Source organism: Flavobacterium agricola, from assembly GCF_025919725.1.
GTDB classification, from domain to species: Bacteria; Bacteroidota; Bacteroidia; order Flavobacteriales; family Flavobacteriaceae; genus Flavobacterium; species Flavobacterium agricola.
The window spans coordinates 50,294-72,126 of sequence record NZ_CP081495.1 but is presented as its reverse complement, the minus strand read 5'-3'; the positions used below and the strand labels follow the sequence as shown (position 1 = coordinate 72,126).

The window sequence follows — 21,833 nt, the reverse complement described above, 5'->3', positions numbered from 1 at the left end:
TACTGTAAAAAAATTATTTTTTTTTCTTTCTACTTTTTGTTTGTATTTTCTATTGCAATATGTCAATGAACGGTTATTTAGATATTTATCTAAAATCGTGGAGAATATCGGAGTCGAACCGATGGCCTCCTGCGTGCAAGGCAGGCGCTCTAGCCAGCTGAGCTAATCCCCCATTCTTCTATGTGAATGTTGAATCCTTGTTGATAGTATCTCAACACCCAACCCTAGAATTTCCTTTTTTTATCTATAAACAAAATAGTAGTCCCGCCCAGACTCGAACTGGGGACCCCTACATTATCAGTGTAGTACTCTAACCAGCTGAGCTACGAGACTCTGTATTTTACTTATAAATTTTTGAACTAACAGCGAGAGTAATTTCAATATAAAGTTGAACCTATCAATACTTCTCTAGAAAGGAGGTGTTCCAGCCGCACCTTCCGGTACGGCTACCTTGTTACGACTTAGCCCCAGTCACTAGTTTTACCCTAGGCAGCTCCTTGCGGTCACCGACTTCAGGTACCCCCAGCTTCCATGGCTTGACGGGCGGTGTGTACAAGGCCCGGGAACGTATTCACCGGATCATGGCTGATATCCGATTACTAGCGATTCCAGCTTCACGGAGTCGAGTTGCAGACTCCGATCCGAACTGTGACCGGTTTTGTAGATTCGCTCCTACTCGCGTAGTGGCTGCTCACTGTACCGGCCATTGTAGCACGTGTGTGGCCCAGGACGTAAGGGCCGTGATGATTTGACGTCATCCCCACCTTCCTCGCAGTTTACACTGGCAGTCTCGTTAGAGTTCCCGACATCACTCGATGGCAACTAACGACAGGGGTTGCGCTCGTTATAGGACTTAACCTGACACCTCACGGCACGAGCTGACGACAACCATGCAGCACCTTGTAAATTGTCCGAAGAAATATCTGTTTCCAAATACGTCAATCTACATTTAAGCCCTGGTAAGGTTCCTCGCGTATCATCGAATTAAACCACATGCTCCACCGCTTGTGCGGGCCCCCGTCAATTCCTTTGAGTTTCAAACTTGCGTTCGTACTCCCCAGGTGGGATACTTATCACTTTCGCTTAGTCACTCAGTCCGAAAACCGAACAACTAGTATCCATCGTTTACGGCGTGGACTACCAGGGTATCTAATCCTGTTCGCTACCCACGCTTTCGTCCATCAGCGTCAATACTTTGTTAGTAACCTGCCTTCGCAATTGGTATTCCATGTAATATCTATGCATTTCACCGCTACACTACATATTCTAGTTACTTCACAAAAATTCAAGCCCAGCAGTTTCAATGGCAATTTTACAGTTAAGCTGCAAACTTTCACCACTGACTTACTAGGCCGCCTACGGACCCTTTAAACCCAATGATTCCGGATAACGCTCGAATCCTCCGTATTACCGCGGCTGCTGGCACGGAGTTAGCCGATCCTTATTCGTATAGTACCGTCAAGACCCCTCGCAAGGGATGGTTTCTTCCTATACAAAAGCAGTTTACAATCCATAGGACCTTATTCCTGCACGCGGCATGGCTGGTTCAGAGTTGCCTCCATTGACCAATATTCCTCACTGCTGCCTCCCGTAGGAGTCTGGTCCGTGTCTCAGTACCAGTGTGGGGGATCTCCCTCTCAGGACCCCTACCCATCATCGTCTTGGTAAGCCGTTACCTTACCAACTAACTAATGGGACGCATGCCCATCTTATACCGTAATCTTTAGTCTTATATTGATGCCAATCTAAAACACCATAAGGCGTTAATCCAAATTTCTCTGGGCTATTCCTTAGTATAAGGTAGGTTGCATACGCGTTACGCACCCGTGCGCCGGTCTCAAAGCAGCAAGCTGCTTCTACCCCTCGACTTGCATGTGTTAGGCCTGCCGCTAGCGTTCATCCTGAGCCAGGATCAAACTCTTCATCGTATATTTTTATTATTGTACGATTGCTAGGTCTTTTTTTCTTTAATACGAGATTACTCTCTTACTTTTTTGCTGTCAATTCAATATATCAATGAACGTAATCGTTACTTCTTTTTTAACGCATCCCGTGTTTTTCACAGTTGCGAGTGCAAAAGTAAAACTTATTTTTAATCTTACAAAACTTTTTTAGAAAAATATTTTTTTTCTTTTTTAACCGGTTTTAGCCGATTTTAAAAGCGTTTTGAAGATTACAATAGGTTTATGAACTTGAGATAAAAAAACAAGGCATATATCCTTGTTTGCGATGGCAAAGATAGTACCTTTTTTTTATCGCAAACAAATAAAAATGCATCTTTTTAAAAACTATTTTTTAAAACGTTCATTTTGTGAAGGGTTAGCCCTCAAAAAAAATACTTTTTTGGTTGGCAGCGCGCGTGAGGGATTGAAGCGGCATCCTTTGAGGGGTAAAAAATGGGGGAACAATTTGTGTTTTGAAGCTAGCTTATGGTGGTAAAAAGTGATGCTTTTTGAAATTGACCCGAAAAGATAAAGCGAAAAGCCCGACCCGAGGATACGAGGGACACGCCATAAATAATTATTTAGCATTACTATTGAAATAAGCGCATTTGCTGTTTACCTTTACGCTTTAATTTATTTTTATGACTACTTACAAACATTTACCGCGTATTGCGGTAACAATTTTGTTTTTTGTTTTTGGCGGAATTTCGGCTTCATGGGCTTCTAGAATTCCTACAATTAAAGATTATATGCAAGTTAACGATGCAGCTTGGGGGTTTGTATTACTGTTTATCGCAATTGGCACCTTAATTACTTTACCTTTTGCTAGCTGGATTATTAAACAATTGGGAAGTAAAAAAGCTACCGTGCTATTTTTAATTAGTTATTTAATTTTGTTAGTTGGTATTGGATATTGGAATACTTTATGGCAATTGAAGTTGAATTTAATTGCTTTTGGAGCAATTAGCAACTTAACAAACATATCTATTAACACGCAAGCAATTAATGTAGCAAAAAATTACAAAAGCCAAATTATAGGTTCGTTTCATGGTACGTGGAGCATTGGTGGATTTTTTGCCTCGTGGATTGGGGCCGAAATGATTGGTTTAGACGTACTACCGTTAAAACATTTTATTTACTTTTCATCTTTCGGAATTGTTGTAGCATTAGTTATGTTTCGTTATTTGATTCCGGACCAACCAAACACATTAGAAAAAGAAGTAAAATCTGGCTTTATTATGCCTGATAAAAATTTAATAATTTTAGGCTTGCTAAGTTTTTTCGCCTTACTTTCTGAAGGAACAATGACCGATTGGGCCAGTGAATATATGAAGCAAATAGTAAAATCGCCAACCGAATTAATTGGTTACGGGTTAACCGCATATATGTTTGCCATGGCCAGCGGACGTTTTTTATCAGATTTTACCGTAAAACAATTTGGCCCTAAAGCAACATTAAGCGTTTGTGGAGTTTTAATTTTTATTGGCTTATCACTTTCAGTACTTTTCCCGTCGGTTTACACCACCATAATTGCTTTTATGATTGTAGGTTTAGGCACCTCAGCTATTGTACCTATGGTTTATGACTTAGCCGGAAAAAGCAAAGTTATGCCAACTCAGCAAGCATTAACTTTAATTACCAGCATTGGTTTTATTGGTTTCTTTTTAGGTCCGCCAATTATTGGATTTGTGGCTGAAGCTTGGAGCCTAAAAGTTGCTTTTGCTGTAATTGCAATTTTTGGATTAGCAATTAGCTTGTTAAGCAGAATTACAAAATATTCGGAGTAAGCTATTTTAAACAAGTAATTTCGAATAAAATATTGTTGCGTTTAATCTGAATTAAATTTTTAATTACTTGTTTAAACAACAAAACATAAAAAATTAAAAGCGGAATTTTTAAATAGTTCCAAAGGTAAACATACAGTACATCGGTATTAAAAAACTCAACCAACAAAGCACAAATTACAATAGCTAATCCTAAAATAAATAGTAACTTGTTACTAGTTAAACGCATTTGTTTAGAAATGATTTGATTTAGTTCTAGATTTACGAGTTCGGCATTTTTATTGGCTTTTTTGTTTTGTGCTCTTTTTATATGTTTTAGCAACAAATAGCTATAAAAACTTTCGGCTAAAAACAACAAGCATAAAATGCTCGAAATTACTAAGGCGCTGCTTTTGTTCCAGGTTAAACTAAAGTTTAAATGAAACCAATCTACAAGCATCGCAAATACCACACCGGTTAAACAAAGTAAGCCAAGAACTGAAAATACAATAATAAAAGTTAAGCTGTTATAAATTCGGGTTTGAAGCGGTTTGTTTTTATTTCCTGATAAAAATTTATACGAATTAATAATTTCTATTCGACGTTCCATGCTACAAGTTTGATAAAAATAGTATACGTTATACAAACACAATTATAAGCTAAAAATTACTATTTTAAGTAATTTTTACAATTAAAATGATTCTAATTATGAACAACAAAATAAAATTATCCATATTAGATTTAGCCATTGTGGCTGATAATACAACAGTTAACCAAACTTTAAACCAAACCACAACTTTAGCGCAATTTTGCGAAAAATTAGGTTTTGAACGTTTTTGGATGGCCGAGCATCATAATATGGAACATATTGCCAGTTCGGCAACTTCTGTAATGCTTTCGTACGTTGGGTCTAAAACCGAAAAAATACGTGTAGGTTCGGGCGGAGTAATGTTACCCAACCATTCGCCTTTAGTAATTGCTGAGCAATTTGGTACGTTAGAAAGTTTATTTCCCGGTCGTGTAGATTTAGGTTTAGGACGCGCACCAGGAACCGATGGCGAAACAGCCATGGCTATTCGCTCTGATTTTTATGCGCAGTCGCAACAATTTCCAAGAAATGTTTCGTTATTACAACAATATTTATCGGCAGATAATAGCTCAAGTAAAGTTCGTGCTTTTCCGGGCGAAGGTTTATCAATACCAATTTGGATATTAGGTTCGAGCACAGAAAGCGCAGCTTTAGCAGCTGCTTACGGATTACCTTATGCATTTGCCGGACATTTTGCTCCGAAAATGATGTATGATGCGTTTAAGTTTTACACCGAAAATTACCGCCCAAGTCCAGAAAACCCAGAACCATATACCATGGCTTGTGTAAATGCAATTGCTGCCGAAACTACAGAAGAAGCCGAGTTTTTATCAACCAGCTTGTACCAAAATTTTTTAAACATTATTAGAAATACGCGCCAACCCATGCAAGCACCAGATTTAGAAGTTTTATATGGTATGAATGACATAGAACGTTTTCATGTAGAACAAATGCTAAATTGTAGTTTTATAGGAGATGCGCAAAAAATAACAGAAGAACTAAAAGGGTTTATTAACAAAACCCAAGTAAACGAAATTATGATTACCAGTCAGATTTACGATTTTGATAAACGTTTACAAAGTACTGAAATCATGCAAAAAGTGATGCAAAACATAAACAATGACCGTTAAACTGCTGTTTAAAAATTTAAGCCCGTTTGTAAAACCATACCATAAACTTGTAGTTGCAACTTTATTATTAACCTTAATTGGTTCGTTTGCAGCTCAGGTTAATGCTTGGGTGCTTCGTTATACGGTAGATCATATTTCTGATTTATTGCATGTAGAAGACAAACTTAAAAAAGGGCTTAATTTATTAACCTGGATATCTGTAATTTTAATTACTAAAGAAGTAGTTAATGCATTTGTACAGTTTGGACAAAAATATTTTGGTGAGAAGTTACGAATTTTGGTTTCGCGCGATTTAGCGCAGCGCATCATAGATAAAATTCTAACCTACAAATTAGCTTTTTTTACTGCGAATGATAACGAATCAGGCAAGTTACAAACGCGTATTGACCGAGGAATAGAAAGTTTAACCCGATTGGTACAAAACTTTTTTATCGATATTTTGCCCTTATTCGCCAATGCCATTGTAGCTTTAATAATGATGTTTCAGGCCAATGTTTGGGTGGGCATGGTCGGTTTAATTTTAGTTCCTATTTATTTTTTAATTACTCAAAATCAAGCAAAAAAATTAAGCGGATGGCGCAGAAACATGCGTGGTTTTCGAGAAAGCAAATCGCAAGGCATTATTAGCATTATAGATTCTATTACGGTTATCAAATCATTCAACCGTGAAAAAATTGAATCTAAAAAGCAATTGGATTTACAAACACAGCTTACCGAAAATCAGCTACAAACCCGAAAAACAAATTTTATTTACGATGGAATAAAATCGTTTGTAGAACAATTCGGCGTTGTAATCATCATCATATTAACGGTATATTTGGTATTAACCGACTTAATGACCGTAGGTGCCATAATGTTTCACATTATGCTTTTCGGAAATGTTTCGGCACCAATTAGGCAACTGCATCGCATTTATGATGAAATGAACGATGCTATGATTTATTCTGAAACTTTTTTTGATATACTTAACGCCGATCATCAAACAGAAAATACCGGAACTTATGCTCCTGCTCAATTAAAAGGTGAATTTACTTTACAAAATGTAAGCTTTACTTATCCTAACGGTACCGAAGCACTGCACGATATAAACATGACAATTTTACCTAATAAAATTACTGCTCTAGTAGGTTTATCAGGAGCCGGTAAAAGCACAATAATTAATTTATTAGATAAGTTTTACAACCCAAACCACGGAACTATTTTGTTAGATGGTGTAGATTTAAACCAATACAACACCAAATTTTTGCGAGATAACATCGGGCTGGTTCTTCAAAAAAATCATATTTTTAACGGATCAATTGAAGAAAATATTAGGTACGGAAAAATTAATGCAACTGATGAAGAAGTAATTGAAGCAGCTAAAAAAGCTTACATTCACGACCAGATTATTAATTTACCATTAGGTTATCAAACCAAAGCTTTAAACTTATCAGGCGGGCAACAACAGCGGATAGCTATTGCACGTATGTTTTTAAAAAATCCACCTATAATATTTTTAGACGAGCCAACCGCAAGTTTAGATGCCATTGCAACCGAACAAATAAAAAATAGTTTAGATGCAATAAAAAAAGGACGCACGGTGGTTATTATATCGCATTCCATTTCACAAATTATTGATGCCGATTATATTTATGCCATGAAAGCTGGCCGTGTTACCGAATCTGGCAAGCACGAAGAAATTTACAACCAAAACGGCGTTTATAAAGAAATTTTTGATGCTTCTGCACGAAGCTTAAATATTGAAAAAATTGCCAAAACTTTTGAAGACGAATAAATAATTTAATTTTACTATCATGAAAATAGCTTTAATAACAGGAGCAACCTCGGGCATTGGTTTGGCAACAGCCAAAAAAATAGCGCCGAAATACAAATTAATTTTGTGCGGACGCAGAACCGAAAAACTTGCAGAAGTTGCTGCTCAATTAAGCAAAATTACCCAAGTACATACATTAAGCTTTGATGTTGCTAATAAAGATGCAGTTTTTAATGCCATTACCAATTTACCTAACGAGTGGAAAAACATTGAAGTTTTAATTAATAACGCAGGTAATGCGCACGGATTAGCAAGTTTTCAGGATGCCGAACTAGATGATTTAGAAGCAATGATTGATATTAATGTAAAAGGTTTAATGTACGTCACCAAAGCTGTTTTACCTTATTTATTACAACAAAAATCAGGGCATATTATAAACCTTTCATCTATTGCCGGAAAACAAGTTTATGCTAATGGCGCAACTTATTGTGCATCTAAATGGGCGGTAGAAGCTTTAACCAAAGGTATGCGTTTGGATTTATTACCACACGGCATTAAAGTTACAGCAGTTGCTCCAGGAGCAGTTGATACTGAATTTTCTTTAGTTCGATTTAAAGGTGATGCAGCAAAAGCTGCTGATGTTTATAAAGGATATGAACCATTGGTTGGCGAAGATATTGCAGAAACAATTGCTTTTGTTTTAGATCAGCCAGAACATGTACAAATTGCAGATATTACTGTTTTTCCAAAAGCACAAGGAGACGGAAGAACCTTTTATAGAGAATAAAAAAATCCTGAGCAACAAGCTCAGGATTTTTTTATATTCCATCTACATAAAACCATTTATCGGATAATTTTTGAAAGCGTGAGCGCTCTTGCTGAATTTGTGGTTTTCCACTCACATCGGTGTAATACGCTTTAAATTCTACAATATTATCAACTGCTTCTACAATTTCTAAATTGGTCCAAGTATTTTGTTGGGCCCAATCTAATAAATCTAACTTATCATGAAACTTGCGTTTGGCTGGTAAAGTTGTTCGCATCAAATAATCTGCGTTATGCGTAGCAAAAGCACTATAACGCGATCGCATTAAAGCTAAAGGTGTTGGTGCGTTTTGAACATGGATATGGTAAGGTTCACAACAATTTGCATAAGGCAAACCTGAAAAACAAGGGCAATTCATTCTGATATTTATTTACAAAAATACGTTATATATTAAAACTAATAAGTTCTTTAGCTTCTTTTATTATCGCATCAACCTTCTCCTCTGTAAAGTTTATTCCGGCAAGCTTGTCCGGATGTTTACAAATATCGTTAACTAAAACTACGTTTTGGTTTAGCAAAAACTTTTTTTCGTAATCGGTTAAGGTTGTTAAGCAGGTTATTGGATAAAATCGGGTTTGATCAACAATGTTTTTTATAGAATTTCCTTCGGGATAATCCCAAGAAAGTAATTTTACACCGTAATGATTTGCAAATGCAATTGCATCTTGTGTAAAATAGGCATTTGTAATAACCCAACCTAAATTGGGTTTTAAGGTTTCATTAAAAAAATGAAACTCATTATTTTTTAAATCATTGAATCGAGATAAAAAGTACATGGGCGTGGTTACGCTAATTTTTGCATCAACATCGTTTCTAAACTTGCATTCGCAAAGATTTAATGTTTTGTTTTTTATAGCAATTACATCAACCTCGTGCGTTACTGCTTCACCTTGCAAGGTTTTACCCGTTGTAGTTTGATATCCTAATTGGGCAAACAACTTACCTACCCAATCTTCAAAAAAATAACCTTCGGGCCCAAGCTCGCGTAATGCTTTTTTAAGGCTGTAACGTGCAGCAAACGAATTTTTTAATTTATACAGCTCGTTAAATGCTAAAACATAAAGTTGTTGGGTAGTAATTCCGTCGTATATTTTATCTTCTATTCGAGTAAAAAGCTGGTTTACTTGTTCTTGCGTAGCACCCGATTTTAAAATAGAACGTTTAAAAATATCACTATTAAAAGGAACTTCTTCTCCCGAATATTTCACAACATGCATCATATTTGTAAATAAATTATTACAACATTAAAAAACACCGAACAAATTGATTTTAAACACGTTAAAAAAAAACATTCATGCTTTTTAAATTGATATTAGGTACGTTTAAAAAATGGTTTTGTTAATTCGTATTCTTAGCCGTTTAGATTAATAAATTAGTAATAATTTTAATACATAACTTATAAATATAATATAATGGCTTTATTAGAAACGCAAATAGCAAACGAATACGATTATTTAGTTTACATTACCGAACAATGTATAAAAAAAGGACACAACTTTGACATTTATAATGCAAAATTACCTGCAGATGAATGTGAAATTTGTAAACTTCATTTTTTTGTATTAAACGTTGCCTTATTGGATAACGAAATTTTAGAAATGCTTTATGCTTTTGAAAACAAGTTTTGGAGCAATGCTATTACATGTAAAACCTCATACCGAGATATTATTGATTTACATATTAATCACGAAAATATTCACATTTTAAATTTTAATTAAAATTTGTTTAAAAAACTACTTGCGGAATGTTGTTACAATAAAAAAAGCGCTACTAAACTTAGTAGCGCTTTTTTTATTTTATTTTGTTAGCAATTGTTGTAGTTCTTGTAATGTAACTTCGGTTTTGTCACCGGTTTGTAAGTTTTTAACAGTAAAAATATTTTTTTCTATTTCATTTTTTCCTGCTGTAATTGTGATTGGAATGTTACGGCGTTCTGCATGTTTGTATTGTTTATCCATTTTTGCAGCTTCGGGGTACATTTCTACTTTTAAACCTGCACGACGTAAGGTTGTAATGGCTTGCATGGCATAAAAAGCTTCTGCATCACCTAAGTTTAAGAAAATAGCTTGAGAAGTTACCGTTACGGTTTCTGGAAATTTATTTAATTCTTCTAAAACCAAATAAATACGATCTAAACCAAACGAAATTCCAACACCCGAAACATTTTTTAAACCAAAAATACCAGTTAAATCATCATAACGACCACCGCCGCCAATAGATCCTAACTTAACTTCTTTAGGAGCAGCAACCTCAAAAATAGCTCCGGTATAATAATTTAAACCGCGTGCTAAAGTTACATCTAAATCTAAAGCTGCGGTTTGTAAACCTAATTTTTCAGCATTGGTGGTTATAAAACGTAATTCTTCAACACCTTTCATTCCTTCTTCAGAGGTTTGTAAAAGTTGGGCTAATTTTTCTAATTTATCGTTAGTTGTTCCTGTAAAATTAAATAACGGTTGTACTTTTTGAATGGCATCTTCAGCAATTCCTTTAGCAAGCATTTCTGCTTTTACCCCATCTTCACCAATTTTATCTAATTTATCTAAAGCAACAGTAAAATCAATCAATTTATCTGATGCACCAATTACCTCAGCAATACCAGATAATATTTTACGGTTGTTAATTTTTACGGTAACACCTTTTAAATCTAAAGCAGTAAAAACGGCATCATAAAGTTGCACCAATTCTACTTCTTGCCAAAGGGATTTAGAACCCACAACATCTGCATCACATTGGTAAAATTCACGAAAACGTCCTTTTTGTGGATTATCTGCACGCCAAACGGGTTGAATTTGATAACGTTTGAACGGAAATTCAATTTCATTTTGATGTTGCACCACGTAACGTGCAAAAGGCACAGTTAAATCATATCGCAACGCTTTTTCTGACAAGGAATTAGAAAAACGTGCCAAATTGTTTTCTGATAAAGCTTGTAAATCGGCCTTTTTAACTTTATCACCAGAATTTAAAATTTTAAAAATTAATCGATCTCCTTCTTCACCGTATTTTCCTAACAAGGTTTCTGAATTTTCGAACGATGGAGTTTCTATGGGTTGGTACCCAAATTTTTCAAAATTTTGTTTAATTGTATTTATAATGTAGGTGCGTTTTGCAACTTCTGCTGGTGAAAAATCACGAGTACCTTTTGGAATTCCTGGTTTTGCCATTTTAATTGGTTTTAAAATTTAGCTTAATTATTATAGGTTGTTACAATTTGGTTTTTATGGTAAAACACAAACCAAACAAGTTTAAAGTTAACTAACAAGCCGTGCAAAACGGCACATTTATTAACTTTATACAAATATCTTAATTTTTTGAAGATTTTTGGTCAGATTTTTTTAAAAATGTTGTAACAATATCTATTAAAATTATACTAATAGAATATGATCGGATTAGTTATAGAAAATACTAAAATTGCTTTAGGTGCAATTCGTTCGCAATTGTTGCGTACTATTTTAACGGTTTTAATTATTGCCATCGGTATTTTAGCGTTGGTTGCTATTTTAACGGTTGTTGGTGCTTTAAAAAACACCATGACCAATAATTTTGCATCTATGGGCGCCAATACGTTTAATATTTCGCAATATGATTTTTCTGATCAAATTAAAAGCGGACAAAGCAACAAAAAAGTAAATCCGCGTATTTCATTTTCGGAAGCACAGCAATTTAAAGAAAATTATGCCTATCCGTTTGCCACAACGGCTGTATATTTTAATGCCAATCAAACATCAGAAATTAAGTACAACAACATAAAAACCGATCCTAAAGTTTCGGTTCTTGGGGTTGATGCTGGTTATGTAGCTACCAAAGGATTAGAAGTTGTTCAGGGCCGTAACTTTTCGGGCATTGAAATAGATAACAATTTAAATGTTTGTATTATAGGTTCTGATTTAGAAAAAGCTTTATTTAAAGAAGGTTCTGGATTAAACAAAACCATTTCTGTTCGCGGAAACAAATTTAAAGTTATTGGCGTTCTAAAACCAATTGGTTCAACCTTTGGTAATAATGAAGATAATCGTATGTTAATTCCGATTCACAATGCGCGTTCAATATTTTCGAGTCCGAATACAAATTATCAAATTGATGTTTTGATGCCTGATAAAAATTTGATTGATGAAGCTATTGATCAAGCAACTTTAACCATGCGTAATGTTAGAAACTTAACCCCAACTAACGAAACAAACTTTGGTATTGAGCGCAGTGACAGCACCTTACGTAGTTTAACAAGTAATTTAAATGCGTTAGAAGGCGGTGCTTGGGTAATTTCAATTATTACCATTATGGGATCATCCATTGCATTAATGAATATTATGCTGGTTTCGGTAACCGAAAGAACCAGAGAAATTGGTATTAGAAAATCGTTAGGTGCTAACAGCCGTACGATTGCCATGCAATTTTTTACTGAAACTTTAGTAATTTCTTTTATGGGCGGAATTTTAGGAATTTGCAACGGCGTGTTGATTGGTTTTTTAGTAGCAAAAGGATTAGATTTTGATTTTAACATTCCGTGGAATGCCATTTCATGGGCCGTTATTATTAGCGGGGTTGTTGCTATTTTATCTGGATTAATTCCGGCAATTAAAGCAAGTAAACTTGATCCGGTTGAAGCTTTACGCTACGAATAAAATTTAGGAGTTTTCGTTTTTTATATATTGTAAAAAAAGCATCTCAGTTAATTTAAAACTGAGATGCTTTTTTTATTTTTTAGCCACAATGATGCGGTCATTACCAAACATATCTTGCAATAAAGTTACGGATTGAAACACATTAAATTTTTGAATCATAGCAACCGTTTCTGGACCTAAATATTGATTGATTTCAAAATATAATACGCCTTTATTAGTTAACGCCGTACAAGCCAATTCGGTTGTTTTTTTATAAAACAATAACGGATTATCGTCTTCAACAAACAAAGCCAAATGCGGTTCATGCTCTAAAACATTGGGCTTAATTTCTTGTTTTTCTAAATTACGCACATAGGGCGGATTAGAAACAATAATATCATATTTATTTTCTAGATGTTGCGTAGTTAAAATATTTTGAAGCTGAAAAGCAACTTGTACTTTATTCAATTTAGCATTTTCAGCAGCAATTACTAAAGCTTTTTCAGACACATCAAAAGCGGTAACTTGTGCTTGTGGTAAATAAGAAGCTAATGAAATGGCAATACAACCCGAACCAGTACCAATATCTAAAACTTTTATGTGCGGTTGGTTTGTGTGATTTTTAATAATTAAATCAACCAATTCTTCTGTTTCCGGTCTTGGAATTAACGTATTGCTATCAACTTTAAAAAAACCTTCGTAAAAATACGTATGCCCAACAATGTACTGAATCGGCGTAAAGTTCTGCAACAAATCTAAAGCTCGGTTAAACAAATCAACTTGTTCGGTAGTAAAACAAAGTTCAGGTTCTATAGCTAATTGATATTTTTTAACATCAGTATATGCATCAAGCAACCTATAAAAAAAGTTATCAACTTCTGTTTCATCATATAAATCTAGTAACTTTGCCCTAAATTGATCTCTGTATGTTTTAATTACCATAGCCCTTTATTTAATGTACAAAAATAAGGCAGCTAAATTAAACATCCGAATTTCGGTTCTAATTTATTTTACATGATAAACAAAGACGAATTTTATATGAAACGTTGCTTGGAAATTGCACAAAGCGGTTTACCAGCAGCTATGCCCAACCCAGCCGTTGGCGCTGTTTTAGTTTATAACGATAAAATTATTGGAGAAGGTTTTACTTCTGCCTACGGCGGATTACACGCCGAAGTAAATGCTTTTGCAACGGTTAAAGATAAAACGTTGCTTGCTGATGCAACTTTGTATGTTAGCTTAGAGCCATGTTCGCATTTTGGCAAAACCCCGCCTTGTTGTGATTTGATTATAAAAAATCGAGTTAAAAAGGTGGTAGTTGGTATGATAGATCCGTTTGCTGAAGTTTCTGGAAAAGGAATTCAGCGCCTACGAGAAGCTGGAATTGAAGTTCAGGTTGGTGTTTTAGAAAACGATTGCTGGGAAGCGAACAAGCGCTTTTTTACGTTTCATCAAAAAAAACGTCCTTATATTATTTTAAAATGGGCACAAACATTAAATGGCTTTATTGCACCATTAACTAAAAAGGAACAAGCACCAGTTTGGTTAACTACCCCATTTACACGCCAGTGGGTACATAAATTACGTAGCGAAGAGCAAGCTATTTTGGTTGGTACAAACACCGTTTTGGCAGATAACCCGAAGTTAAATACACGCGATTATTTTGGTGCATCACCGGTTCGTGTAATTTTAGACCAACAATTAAAAATTTCGAATCAGTACCAAGTTTTGGACAATCAGGTTAAAACCATTATATTAAACGCGCAAGTTAGCAAACAAGAAAAAAACACTTGTTGGGAACAAATAGATTTTAATGCACCCATTGCTAACCAAATTACAAACGTTTTATATCAGCACAATATTCAGTCGGTTATTATTGAAGGCGGTACGCAAACTTTACAAACTTTTATAGCTAGTAATTTGTGGGATGAAGCTTATGTTTGCATAGGTAAAACTTTTTTACCTAACGGCATAGCAGCTCCCACATTATCCGAAACGCTATATAAGCATCAACAATTAAAATCAGATCAAATTATTACATTTAAAAACACAAAATAATACGTTGTTCGTATTTTTTTAACACGTAATCAAATATTTTGGAAAAAGATACTTACAGAACAATAAACGCACCAACTCCAGAAGTTATATATAAAGAAAAAAACAGCAAGTTTATTGGTTATGCTTTTCCTGTAGAAAATGAAAATCAGGTAAAAGAATTACTTGAGCAGGTAAAAAAAGAACATAATACCGCACGCCATTGGTGCTATGCCTTTCAGGTTGGCACCTCGGATGTTTACCACCGAACCAATGATGACGGGGAACCTAGCAATACGGCAGGTGCTCCAATTTATGGTCAAATTCAATCGTTTGATCTAACCAATATTTTAGTTATTGTAGTACGTTACTTTGGTGGTGTTAAATTAGGCGTTGGTGGTTTAATTGTTGCTTACCGAGAAACGGCTAAAATGGCTTTAGAAGAAGCTGATATTGAAGAGAAAACAATTAATAAGCATTATATAATAAAGTTTGATTATAAAAACATGAATCGTGTAATGCGTGTGATTAAAGAAAAAAATATTGATGTTGTAAACCAGAAATTGGAATTGGATTGCGAAATAGAAATTTCGGTACGAAAAAAAAATGCCGAAACCATTTTCGACATTTTTGATACGATGTATGAAATAAAAATTAAAGAAAAAGAAAACTAATTTTCTAAATTTTTAAGTTTTTCTAAAACATACTCTGGTGGTAAAGTTGGGCGTCCACTTTGCATATTTACAAAAACCAAAATGGAGTTCGCAGTGGTTAGCAAATCGCCCTTTTCATTGTATATTTCATAGTCAAATTCTATCTTAACCGAGGACTGAGATTTGAAAATGGTTTTTACAATTAATAGGTCATCATAATATGCGTTTTTTATAATTCATTGATAAAGAAACAACAGGCAACATAACGCCGCTTTCTTCCATAGATTTATAAGAAATGCCCATGTTTCTTAACCATTCCACGCGTCCCATTTCAAAAAATTGCGCATAATTTCCGTGATAAACAACCCCCATTTTATCCGTTTCGGCATATCGCACGCGAACTTGAATTTCGTGAATTTTCATATTTCTAAATTGTTAATTTTATATTAATTTTTTTATTAAAAGCATACGATTAAAATTCTTTAAAAGCAATACATTTTTTTTTTTTTTTATATTGATTTTTATATACATATTTGTAAACCTAATTTCCCCCAATAAGTTATTTAGTTAACTAATTGTAATACACAAAAATAACATTTTAACATGCCTGAATTACAAAATATAACCGCACAATCAGTCTGGGATAGATGTCTTGCCTACATTAAAGACAATATCCAAGATCAAGCTTATAAAACTTGGTTTGAGCCTACACAAGCTGTTAGGCTTGATGATAATGCATTATATATTCAGGTACCAAGTAAATTTTTTTACGAGTGGTTAGAAGAGCATTATGTTAAACTTCTGAAAAGTGCTTTAACAAGGGAATTAGGTCCGGGAGCGAAGTTACTGTATAATATTAAAATGGAAAACACAGGGGGTGATAAAATTCCATATACAGAACAAATTCCTAGTAAAAATCGCGAGGCAGTTCAGCCACAAGAAGTAGAGGCACCTTTTGAAAATCGCGATCCAGAATTAAAAAACCCATTCGTAATTCCGGGAATACGAAACATTCATATCGACTCACAACTAAATTCAAACTACAACTTTGAAAATTTTGTTGAAGGAGATTCGAATCGCTTGGCACGCTCTGCAGGTAAATCAGTTGCAAATCGTCCGGGTGAAACATCGTTTAACCCGTTTTTAGTTTATGGGGGTGTAGGATTAGGTAAAACGCACTTGGCACATGCCATTGGTGTTGAAGTAAAAGAGAAACATCCGGATAAAACCGTATTATATATTAGTGCTGAAGTTTTTTCGCAACAATATCAAGATGCCATTCGCAGAAAAGCTAGAATTGATTTTATTCACTTCTATCAATTAATAGATGTATTAATTATTGACGATATTCAAATGTTATCTGGTAAAACAGGTACGCAAGAAGTTTTCTTCCATATTTTTAATTACTTACATCAAAACAGAAAACAGGTTGTTTTAACTTCGGATAAAGCACCGGTTGATATGCAAGATATTGAAGCACGTTTATTATCTCGTTTAAAATGGGGGTTAACTGCCGAAATTCAGCATCCGGAATTAGAAACGCGCATCAACATTATAAAAAACATTTTATATCGTGATGGCGTAAGCATGTCTGAAGAAGTAATTCAGTACATTGCCGAAAACGTTACATCAAACGTACGTGAATTAGAAGGTTCTGTAATTTCATTAATGGCACAGGCATCTTTTAATCATTTAGAAGTAAACATTGATTTAGCGAAAACCGTTGTTGATAAATTTGTTAAAAATGTAAAACAAGAACTTTCGGTAGATTTAATTCAAAAAACCGTTGCTGATTATTTTAAAATTGATTTAGATGTTTTAAAATCAAAATCACGCAAACGCGAAATTGCTCAAGCCAGACAATTGGCTATGTATTTTGCCAAACAATATACCAAAAACTCGTTAGCAAGCATTGGTGCACAAATTGGTAATCGCGATCACGCAACCGTATTACACGCATGTAAAACCGTGAATAACCTAATCGAAACCGATAAAGAATTTAAAAAATACGCCGAAGACATAAAAATTAAACTTTCTATGTAATTAAATATGAGCACAAAAGTCTTAATGGTTTGTTTAGGTAATATTTGCAGATCTCCATTAGCTCATGGCATTTTGGAATCTAAAATTGAACCTGAAATGCAAGTTAAAGTTGATTCTGCCGGAACAGCTGCTTGGCACTCTGGCAAACAACCAGACGAACGTTCTATTGCAATCGCTAAACAAAATGGGATTGATATTAGTAACCAAAAAGCGCGTCAGTTTACGGTAGAAGATTTTAATGCTTTTGATTACATATACGTAATGGACCAATCTAATTACAAAGATGTAATGAAATTAGCTCCTAATGACGCAACAAGAGCAAAAGTTGAAATTATTTTAAACGAAATATATCCTGAAGAAAATCGAGAAGTACCAGATCCGTATTACGGCGGCACATCAGGATTTACTACCGTTTACAACCTGTTAGATCAAGCTTGTGATAAAATTATACATAAATTAAAGAACGCAAAATAAAGCGTTCTTTTTTGTTTTTAATACACATTTCATGAAATCAGTAGCCATTTATTGTGCAGCTAAATTAGGTAACCAACCTATTTATGAAGAAAAGGCCAAACAATTAGCCACCTATTTAGCCCAACAAAACATTCAAGTTATTTATGGCGGTGCCAAAATAGGTATTATGGGCGCCGTAGCGCAAACAACCATGCAAAACGGCGGGCAAGTTATTGGAGTAATGCCAAAGTTTTTAGTAGATAAAGAAATAGCAAATTCAGATATTACCGAACTCATTATTACAGAAAACATGAGTCAGCGTAAATACAAAATGATTGAATTAGCTGATGGATTTATTGCGTTACCCGGCGGATTTGGTACCTTAGAAGAAATTTTTGAAGTAATTACCTTGGCTCAAGTAGAACAACTTAACAAACCCATTGCTTTTTACAATATTGATAATTATTATACGCCCTTGTTTCAGTTTCTAGAAAATTGCGTAAAAACAGGATTACTCCATCAAAAACATTTTGATTTGGTGATAATTGATGCCGATTACGAATCTTTGCTAAACAGAATGATTAACCACAAAAAACAATAAAACGATGCAAACAAACCTAAAAGGAAAATTGTATTTACTACCGGTAATGTTAGGCGATAACGATCCGAATGAAGTTTTACCGGCTACCGTAGCCAGAACTATGGATTTTATTGATGATTATGTGGTTGAAAACAGTAAAACTGCTAGAAAGTTTATTAAAGCTATAAATCCGAACAAAGTTCAGGCAAGTTTAAATTTGTTTGAATTAAACAAGCATACAGACGATAAAGATATTAAAAGTTTTATAGCTCCTTTATTAGCAGGAAAAAACATGGGATTAATGAGTGATGCCGGATGTCCGGGTGTTGCAGATCCTGGAGCTGCAGTAGTTAAATTAGCGCACGAAAATGGCATTCAGGTTATACCATTAGTTGGTCCATCATCCATATTATTAGCCATGATGGCTTCTGGAATGAACGGGCAAAGTTTTGCCTTTAACGGGTATTTACCAATTGATAAGTCAGAAAAAAAGCAAGAGCTAAAAAGATTAGAAAAATTATCTACCGATAAAAATCAATCGCAAATATTTATTGAAACTCCGTACAGAAACAATAATATTCTAGAAGATTTAATTGCAATATTACAGCCCAATACGCAAATCTGCGTAGCTTGCGATATTACTTTACCAACCGAATTTATAAAAACGGCACCAGCTAGCCAGTGGAAAAAAATAAATGTAGATTTACACAAACGCCCTTGTATTTTTGTTATTCACAATTTTAAATAATAATTAAGCGTTAATTGAACTAAGTACTTACAAAGTGATAAAGATGAATGAATTATTAAAAATAGTTGATCAAAGCTATGCAGATCAATTTCTGTTTGCAATATTTCTGAATATCTGTTTTATAGTCATTTCAATATCTTTCTATCTTTTATGGCACAAGTTAACAAGCAAAACAGTTAAGGTAAATAATTATCAAAAAATAGTCACTTCGGATCTAATTTTAACTTGTTCTACATTGCTTTGTAATGCACTAATTTTTGTGTTAGTTGCATTACTTTATAATGAAAAAATACTGTTTATAAATTTTAAAGCAACTTCAGTAATTAATATTTTTATAGAAGTTGTGCTTTTAATTTTACTGATTGACTTTTTGATGTATTTTTTTCATAGAATAGCACACAATAAGTTATTGTTTAAATTAATTCATAAAAGCCATCATAAACATATTGGTGTTAATGAGTTAAGTCTTTTTGTTTTAAGTCCGCTTGAATCATTTGGGTTTGGTTTATTACTAATGATTCCTTTAGTATTTTATCCCTTTAATTATTTAAGCATCGTTATATATTTACTTATTAACTTAATTTGGGGTACAATTGGTCATTTTAGTAAAGATTACAAATACCCACCTAAATTTGTTATTAAATACATAGGCACGGCTCGTTTTCATAACCAACACCACATAGATTGTAATGTAAACTTTGGTTTTTATACAACAATTTGGGACAAGGTTTTTAACACCAAGGATAAAAAGAAATAAAAAAAGTCGAAACCAAGGTTTCGACTTTTTTATTAAACTTTAACTTTTGCATTTTTGTTAGCAACGATGCCAGATGTATCATAATCTGCAAATCGTTGCAAGTACGATTTAATTGAAGTTCCGTATCCATCATGAAAAACTTCACCTGTACGTAAAAATTTCTTTACTGAACCTGCACCACCTAAATGCGCTGCAGCAATTAAACCTGATTCTGTAATTTTAACGCCACCAATAACTTTACCGTTGTAACGTTTAATTTCATTACGTAGTTCCCATTTGTTTCTAGAAACTAAAGCTCTAAAAGCTTTTTCTTGTAATTCTGGAGATTTTAAAAACTCTGACGAGTCATTAATTCCAACACCTTTTAAAGTGGTTTTACCAAATTGGTATTTACCCATATATCCGTACGAATTTATCAAGTGATAAAGTCCCATAGATTCTTTAAAAGCAACTGCTTCTTTAAAAGCAATGAACGATTTACCGGTATACGGTAATTTAAAAAAAGTTTTTTCTGTTTCAACTTTTTCTGTAGCTACTGTTGGTTCAAACACTTCCGAGTCATCAATATAAAAACCTTCAACTGTGTTTGTGTCAAGATCAAAATTATCTAAGCTTTTAAAACCTGTAGAAAAAAATGATGCTATAATCACGGTAGCAAGCACATACTTAGTCTTTTTTGTCATAAATTTTGATTTCTCAAGCCCTGTCACCATCTTGAAATTTCTCGGTGCAAATATATAAAAAAAAACAAAGGTTGAAAATCAAGTAGTTAATAAAAACACAAAAACAACGTTTGTGAATTTATTTTAGAAGTACCCCCTATTTTTTATAGGGGTCAAAAATTTTTAAACTGGAAATTTAAATTAAATATAAAAAATCAATGGCGTAGAACAATCAATTCTAATGTTATTTTAATATTAAGAATTTATTTTAAGTAAAAAAAAGGCACAAAATTATATTATTTTAACATTTTGAACCTGATTTTAACACATTTAAACGATTTTTAACGCCTCTAAAAATACATATAATGTCCAAAAGTTCCTTTTTTAGAATTAATTTCTAAGGTAGGAGCTGGTATTTTTACACTATTAAATAGTACCAATAAGGTATTTACAAAGTGAGATTTTGTTTTTATTTTGGTCAAATCCACATCTAAGCTTAAATACAAGCTTTTAGAACGTGTGGGCAAAATAGTTGCATCGGCATTATGTAAATAACCATCAACACCATAACCAACAGAAAAGTTTAACCAATTGGGAATGTAATCTGTTTTTGCAAATGAATTGACATTAAAAGACAACCAATACGTTTGTCCGTCGTAATTTTTTAAAACCCGATCTAAATATCCTGATCCCATTGTGTTAGTTACAACACCTTTACTTTTAGAATTGTTGTATGAAAACTTGGGCTGAATACGCTGTTCTTTCCACAATAGCTCCTGCCCTACGTATAAACCCGTACCAACAAAATTGGCTCCAAAATTATACCAAGACCAGCCCCATTCTTTCGTAAATCCGTCTAAAATTTCTTTACCTGTTGTTGCTCCTAAACCAAAAGCAGCTCCATAAATTAATTGTTTTTTCTCAGATTCTCCGCTCCAATAAAATGCTTTAGCTGTTAAACGTGTAATTTTGTAACTAGAAAAACCGTGTCCAATTTTGTCCATCAATCCAAATTCGTTGGATTTGGAAGTAAAGTGAAAACTTGTTTTTTCGTTACCGTTGTACCATTGCTTATCTAAAACAACAAAGCTGGTTAAAAACAAAGCCGATTCGGCAATTAGTAAACCATTTTTGCGCTTTACATTTAACGTATCAGACGGTTTAAAGAAAGATGATTTTTCAGGTTCTTCGGTTTGGGCATAGCTAAAAACACTAAAAAACAAAGCAAATAGTAGGCAGAAACAAGTAGTTTTTTTCATATTTTTTTGGTTGGTATATAAAAAAAGGATTAGTTA

The 21,833-nt window shown here is 33.9% G+C and carries 21 protein-coding genes, 2 tRNA genes, 1 rRNA gene and 1 pseudogene; 14 read left to right on the top strand and 11 right to left on the bottom strand.

Going from position 1 to position 21,833, the window contains the following annotated elements; translation table 11 throughout:
• Window positions 1-98 precede the first annotated feature (98 nt).
• From K5I29_RS00410 to K5I29_RS00400, 3 genes are all read right to left on the bottom strand, one after another.
• Window positions 99-172 (bottom strand) — tRNA-Ala (locus K5I29_RS00410).
• Between the two features lie 87 nt (window positions 173-259).
• Window positions 260-333: transfer RNA gene (locus K5I29_RS00405), tRNA-Ile, on the bottom strand.
• A gap of 79 nt (window positions 334-412) precedes the next feature.
• Window positions 413-1,928, bottom strand: a 16S ribosomal RNA gene (locus K5I29_RS00400).
• Window positions 1,929-2,229: 301 nt separating this feature from the next.
• Between K5I29_RS00400 and K5I29_RS00395 the strand changes: the two genes are divergently transcribed.
• Together K5I29_RS00395 and K5I29_RS00390 are read left to right on the top strand one after the other, a co-directional pair.
• On the top strand, window positions 2,230-2,439 hold the full coding sequence (locus K5I29_RS00395) for a hypothetical protein (RefSeq protein WP_264433922.1): 210 nt from the start codon (window positions 2,230-2,232) through the stop codon (window positions 2,437-2,439).
• 145 nt (window positions 2,440-2,584) lie between these two features.
• A complete protein-coding gene (locus K5I29_RS00390) occupies window positions 2,585-3,730 on the top strand; it encodes an MFS transporter (protein WP_264433921.1) in 1,146 nt (381 codons plus the stop codon).
• A 1-nt stretch (window position 3,731) separates the two neighbouring features.
• Here the strand turns inward: K5I29_RS00390 and K5I29_RS00385 are convergent, their stop codons facing one another.
• Window positions 3,732-4,316, bottom strand: a complete 585-nt coding sequence (locus K5I29_RS00385; protein WP_264433920.1) for a hypothetical protein — start codon at window positions 4,314-4,316, stop codon at window positions 3,732-3,734.
• 98 nt (window positions 4,317-4,414) lie between these two features.
• Here K5I29_RS00385 and K5I29_RS00380 point away from each other — a divergent pair, with 98 nt between their 5' ends.
• Genes K5I29_RS00380 through K5I29_RS00370 form a run of 3 tightly spaced genes read left to right on the top strand, consistent with a single transcriptional unit; the run spans window position 4,415 to window position 7,965 of the window.
• Window positions 4,415-5,425, top strand: a complete 1,011-nt coding sequence (locus K5I29_RS00380; protein WP_264433919.1) for an LLM class flavin-dependent oxidoreductase — start codon at window positions 4,415-4,417, stop codon at window positions 5,423-5,425.
• Window positions 5,415-7,199, top strand: coding sequence for an ABC transporter ATP-binding protein (locus K5I29_RS00375; protein ID WP_264433918.1), 1,785 nt, complete (start codon window positions 5,415-5,417; stop codon window positions 7,197-7,199). The genes K5I29_RS00380 and K5I29_RS00375 overlap by 11 nt, the downstream gene beginning before the upstream one ends.
• A 19-nt stretch (window positions 7,200-7,218) precedes the next feature.
• Entirely contained in the window at window positions 7,219-7,965 is a 747-nt protein-coding gene (locus K5I29_RS00370; protein ID WP_264433917.1) for an SDR family NAD(P)-dependent oxidoreductase, read from the top strand.
• A gap of 31 nt (window positions 7,966-7,996) precedes the next feature.
• Here the strand turns inward: K5I29_RS00370 and K5I29_RS00365 are convergent, their stop codons facing one another.
• Both K5I29_RS00365 and K5I29_RS00360 read right to left on the bottom strand, forming a co-directional pair.
• Entirely contained in the window at window positions 7,997-8,362 is a 366-nt protein-coding gene (locus K5I29_RS00365) for a YchJ family protein (protein ID WP_264433916.1), read from the bottom strand.
• A 25-nt stretch (window positions 8,363-8,387) separates the two neighbouring features.
• A complete protein-coding gene (locus K5I29_RS00360; RefSeq protein WP_264433915.1) occupies window positions 8,388-9,224 on the bottom strand; it encodes an ATP cone domain-containing protein in 837 nt (278 codons plus the stop codon).
• A 192-nt stretch (window positions 9,225-9,416) separates the two neighbouring features.
• On the opposite strand from K5I29_RS00360, the gene K5I29_RS00355 reads away from it, so the two are divergent.
• Window positions 9,417-9,722 (top strand): hypothetical protein, encoded by a 306-nt coding sequence (locus tag K5I29_RS00355; RefSeq protein WP_264433914.1) that lies wholly within the window; start codon window positions 9,417-9,419, stop codon window positions 9,720-9,722.
• Between the two features lie 78 nt (window positions 9,723-9,800).
• On the opposite strand, the gene hisS is transcribed toward K5I29_RS00355, so the two are convergent.
• Window positions 9,801-11,171: a histidine--tRNA ligase gene (hisS, locus tag K5I29_RS00350; RefSeq protein ID WP_264433913.1), complete on the bottom strand. Its 1,371-nt coding sequence runs from the start codon at window positions 11,169-11,171 to the stop codon at window positions 9,801-9,803.
• 216 nt (window positions 11,172-11,387) lie between these two features.
• Between hisS and K5I29_RS00345 the strand changes: the two genes are divergently transcribed.
• The gene (locus tag K5I29_RS00345) at window positions 11,388-12,629 is read left to right on the top strand and encodes an ABC transporter permease (RefSeq protein WP_264433912.1); all 1,242 of its coding nucleotides are present in this window, start codon (window positions 11,388-11,390) and stop codon (window positions 12,627-12,629) included.
• Window positions 12,630-12,701: 72 nt separating this feature from the next.
• Here the strand turns inward: K5I29_RS00345 and prmC are convergent, their stop codons facing one another.
• On the bottom strand, window positions 12,702-13,550 hold the full coding sequence (gene prmC / locus K5I29_RS00340; RefSeq protein ID WP_264433911.1) for a peptide chain release factor N(5)-glutamine methyltransferase: 849 nt from the start codon (window positions 13,548-13,550) through the stop codon (window positions 12,702-12,704).
• A 96-nt stretch (window positions 13,551-13,646) separates the two neighbouring features.
• Here prmC and ribD point away from each other — a divergent pair, with 96 nt between their 5' ends.
• Both ribD and K5I29_RS00330 read left to right on the top strand, forming a co-directional pair.
• Window positions 13,647-14,666 carry a bifunctional diaminohydroxyphosphoribosylaminopyrimidine deaminase/5-amino-6-(5-phosphoribosylamino)uracil reductase RibD gene (gene ribD / locus K5I29_RS00335; RefSeq protein WP_264433910.1) on the top strand — a complete coding sequence of 340 codons (1,020 nt, stop codon included), beginning with the start codon at window positions 13,647-13,649 and terminating at the stop codon, window positions 14,664-14,666.
• Between the two features lie 35 nt (window positions 14,667-14,701).
• Window positions 14,702-15,316: an IMPACT family protein gene (locus tag K5I29_RS00330; RefSeq protein ID WP_394358592.1), complete on the top strand. Its 615-nt coding sequence runs from the start codon at window positions 14,702-14,704 to the stop codon at window positions 15,314-15,316.
• Here K5I29_RS00330 and K5I29_RS00325 read toward each other — a convergent pair.
• Window positions 15,313-15,718: pseudogene (locus tag K5I29_RS00325) on the bottom strand (acyl-CoA thioesterase). The gene K5I29_RS00330 and the pseudogene K5I29_RS00325 overlap by 4 nt on opposite strands.
• A gap of 180 nt (window positions 15,719-15,898) precedes the next feature.
• Between K5I29_RS00325 and dnaA the strand changes: the two are divergent.
• Genes dnaA through K5I29_RS00300 form a run of 5 tightly spaced genes read left to right on the top strand, consistent with a single transcriptional unit; the run spans window position 15,899 to window position 19,876 of the window.
• Entirely contained in the window at window positions 15,899-17,338 is a 1,440-nt protein-coding gene (gene dnaA, locus K5I29_RS00320; RefSeq protein WP_264433908.1) for a chromosomal replication initiator protein DnaA, read from the top strand.
• Between the two features lie 6 nt (window positions 17,339-17,344).
• The gene (locus tag K5I29_RS00315) at window positions 17,345-17,812 is read left to right on the top strand and encodes a low molecular weight protein-tyrosine-phosphatase (RefSeq protein WP_264433907.1); all 468 of its coding nucleotides are present in this window, start codon (window positions 17,345-17,347) and stop codon (window positions 17,810-17,812) included.
• 31 nt (window positions 17,813-17,843) lie between these two features.
• Entirely contained in the window at window positions 17,844-18,392 is a 549-nt protein-coding gene (locus K5I29_RS00310; protein ID WP_264433906.1) for an LOG family protein, read from the top strand.
• A 4-nt stretch (window positions 18,393-18,396) separates the two neighbouring features.
• Window positions 18,397-19,119: an SAM-dependent methyltransferase gene (locus K5I29_RS00305; RefSeq protein ID WP_264433905.1), complete on the top strand. Its 723-nt coding sequence runs from the start codon at window positions 18,397-18,399 to the stop codon at window positions 19,117-19,119.
• Window positions 19,120-19,162: 43 nt separating this feature from the next.
• Complete coding sequence (locus K5I29_RS00300) at window positions 19,163-19,876, top strand: sterol desaturase family protein (protein ID WP_264433904.1); 714 nt, start codon at window positions 19,163-19,165, stop codon at window positions 19,874-19,876.
• Between the two features lie 32 nt (window positions 19,877-19,908).
• On the opposite strand, the gene K5I29_RS00295 is transcribed toward K5I29_RS00300, so the two are convergent.
• Both K5I29_RS00295 and K5I29_RS00290 read right to left on the bottom strand, forming a co-directional pair.
• Window positions 19,909-20,559: a peptidoglycan-binding protein LysM gene (locus tag K5I29_RS00295; RefSeq protein WP_264433903.1), complete on the bottom strand. Its 651-nt coding sequence runs from the start codon at window positions 20,557-20,559 to the stop codon at window positions 19,909-19,911.
• 329 nt (window positions 20,560-20,888) lie between these two features.
• Entirely contained in the window at window positions 20,889-21,797 is a 909-nt protein-coding gene (locus tag K5I29_RS00290; protein ID WP_264433902.1) for a YfiM family protein, read from the bottom strand.
• Window positions 21,798-21,833 lie beyond the last annotated feature (36 nt).

What these genes read in the sequence shown, in the direction of transcription:
- K5I29_RS00395 (WP_264433922.1), top strand. Translation starts at nt 2,230, where the DNA reads ATGGCAAAGATAGTACCTTTTTTTTATCGCAAACAAATAAAAATGCAT.
- K5I29_RS00390 (WP_264433921.1), top strand. Translation starts at nt 2,585, where the DNA reads ATGACTACTTACAAACATTTACCGCGTATTGCGGTAACAATTTTGTTT.
- K5I29_RS00385 (WP_264433920.1), bottom strand. Translation starts at nt 4,316, where the DNA reads ATGGAACGTCGAATAGAAATTATTAATTCGTATAAATTTTTATCAGGA.
- K5I29_RS00380 (WP_264433919.1), top strand. Translation starts at nt 4,415, where the DNA reads ATGAACAACAAAATAAAATTATCCATATTAGATTTAGCCATTGTGGCT.
- K5I29_RS00375 (WP_264433918.1), top strand. Translation starts at nt 5,415, where the DNA reads ATGACCGTTAAACTGCTGTTTAAAAATTTAAGCCCGTTTGTAAAACCA.
- K5I29_RS00370 (WP_264433917.1), top strand. Translation starts at nt 7,219, where the DNA reads ATGAAAATAGCTTTAATAACAGGAGCAACCTCGGGCATTGGTTTGGCA.
- K5I29_RS00365 (WP_264433916.1), bottom strand. Translation starts at nt 8,362, where the DNA reads ATGAATTGCCCTTGTTTTTCAGGTTTGCCTTATGCAAATTGTTGTGAA.
- K5I29_RS00360 (WP_264433915.1), bottom strand. Translation starts at nt 9,224, where the DNA reads ATGATGCATGTTGTGAAATATTCGGGAGAAGAAGTTCCTTTTAATAGT.
- K5I29_RS00355 (WP_264433914.1), top strand. Translation starts at nt 9,417, where the DNA reads ATGGCTTTATTAGAAACGCAAATAGCAAACGAATACGATTATTTAGTT.
- hisS (WP_264433913.1), bottom strand. Translation starts at nt 11,171, where the DNA reads ATGGCAAAACCAGGAATTCCAAAAGGTACTCGTGATTTTTCACCAGCA.
- K5I29_RS00345 (WP_264433912.1), top strand. Translation starts at nt 11,388, where the DNA reads ATGATCGGATTAGTTATAGAAAATACTAAAATTGCTTTAGGTGCAATT.
- prmC (WP_264433911.1), bottom strand. Translation starts at nt 13,550, where the DNA reads ATGGTAATTAAAACATACAGAGATCAATTTAGGGCAAAGTTACTAGAT.
- ribD (WP_264433910.1), top strand. Translation starts at nt 13,647, where the DNA reads ATGAAACGTTGCTTGGAAATTGCACAAAGCGGTTTACCAGCAGCTATG.
- dnaA (WP_264433908.1), top strand. Translation starts at nt 15,899, where the DNA reads ATGCCTGAATTACAAAATATAACCGCACAATCAGTCTGGGATAGATGT.
- K5I29_RS00315 (WP_264433907.1), top strand. Translation starts at nt 17,345, where the DNA reads ATGAGCACAAAAGTCTTAATGGTTTGTTTAGGTAATATTTGCAGATCT.
- K5I29_RS00310 (WP_264433906.1), top strand. Translation starts at nt 17,844, where the DNA reads ATGAAATCAGTAGCCATTTATTGTGCAGCTAAATTAGGTAACCAACCT.
- K5I29_RS00305 (WP_264433905.1), top strand. Translation starts at nt 18,397, where the DNA reads ATGCAAACAAACCTAAAAGGAAAATTGTATTTACTACCGGTAATGTTA.
- K5I29_RS00300 (WP_264433904.1), top strand. Translation starts at nt 19,163, where the DNA reads ATGAATGAATTATTAAAAATAGTTGATCAAAGCTATGCAGATCAATTT.
- K5I29_RS00295 (WP_264433903.1), bottom strand. Translation starts at nt 20,559, where the DNA reads ATGACAAAAAAGACTAAGTATGTGCTTGCTACCGTGATTATAGCATCA.
- K5I29_RS00290 (WP_264433902.1), bottom strand. Translation starts at nt 21,797, where the DNA reads ATGAAAAAAACTACTTGTTTCTGCCTACTATTTGCTTTGTTTTTTAGT.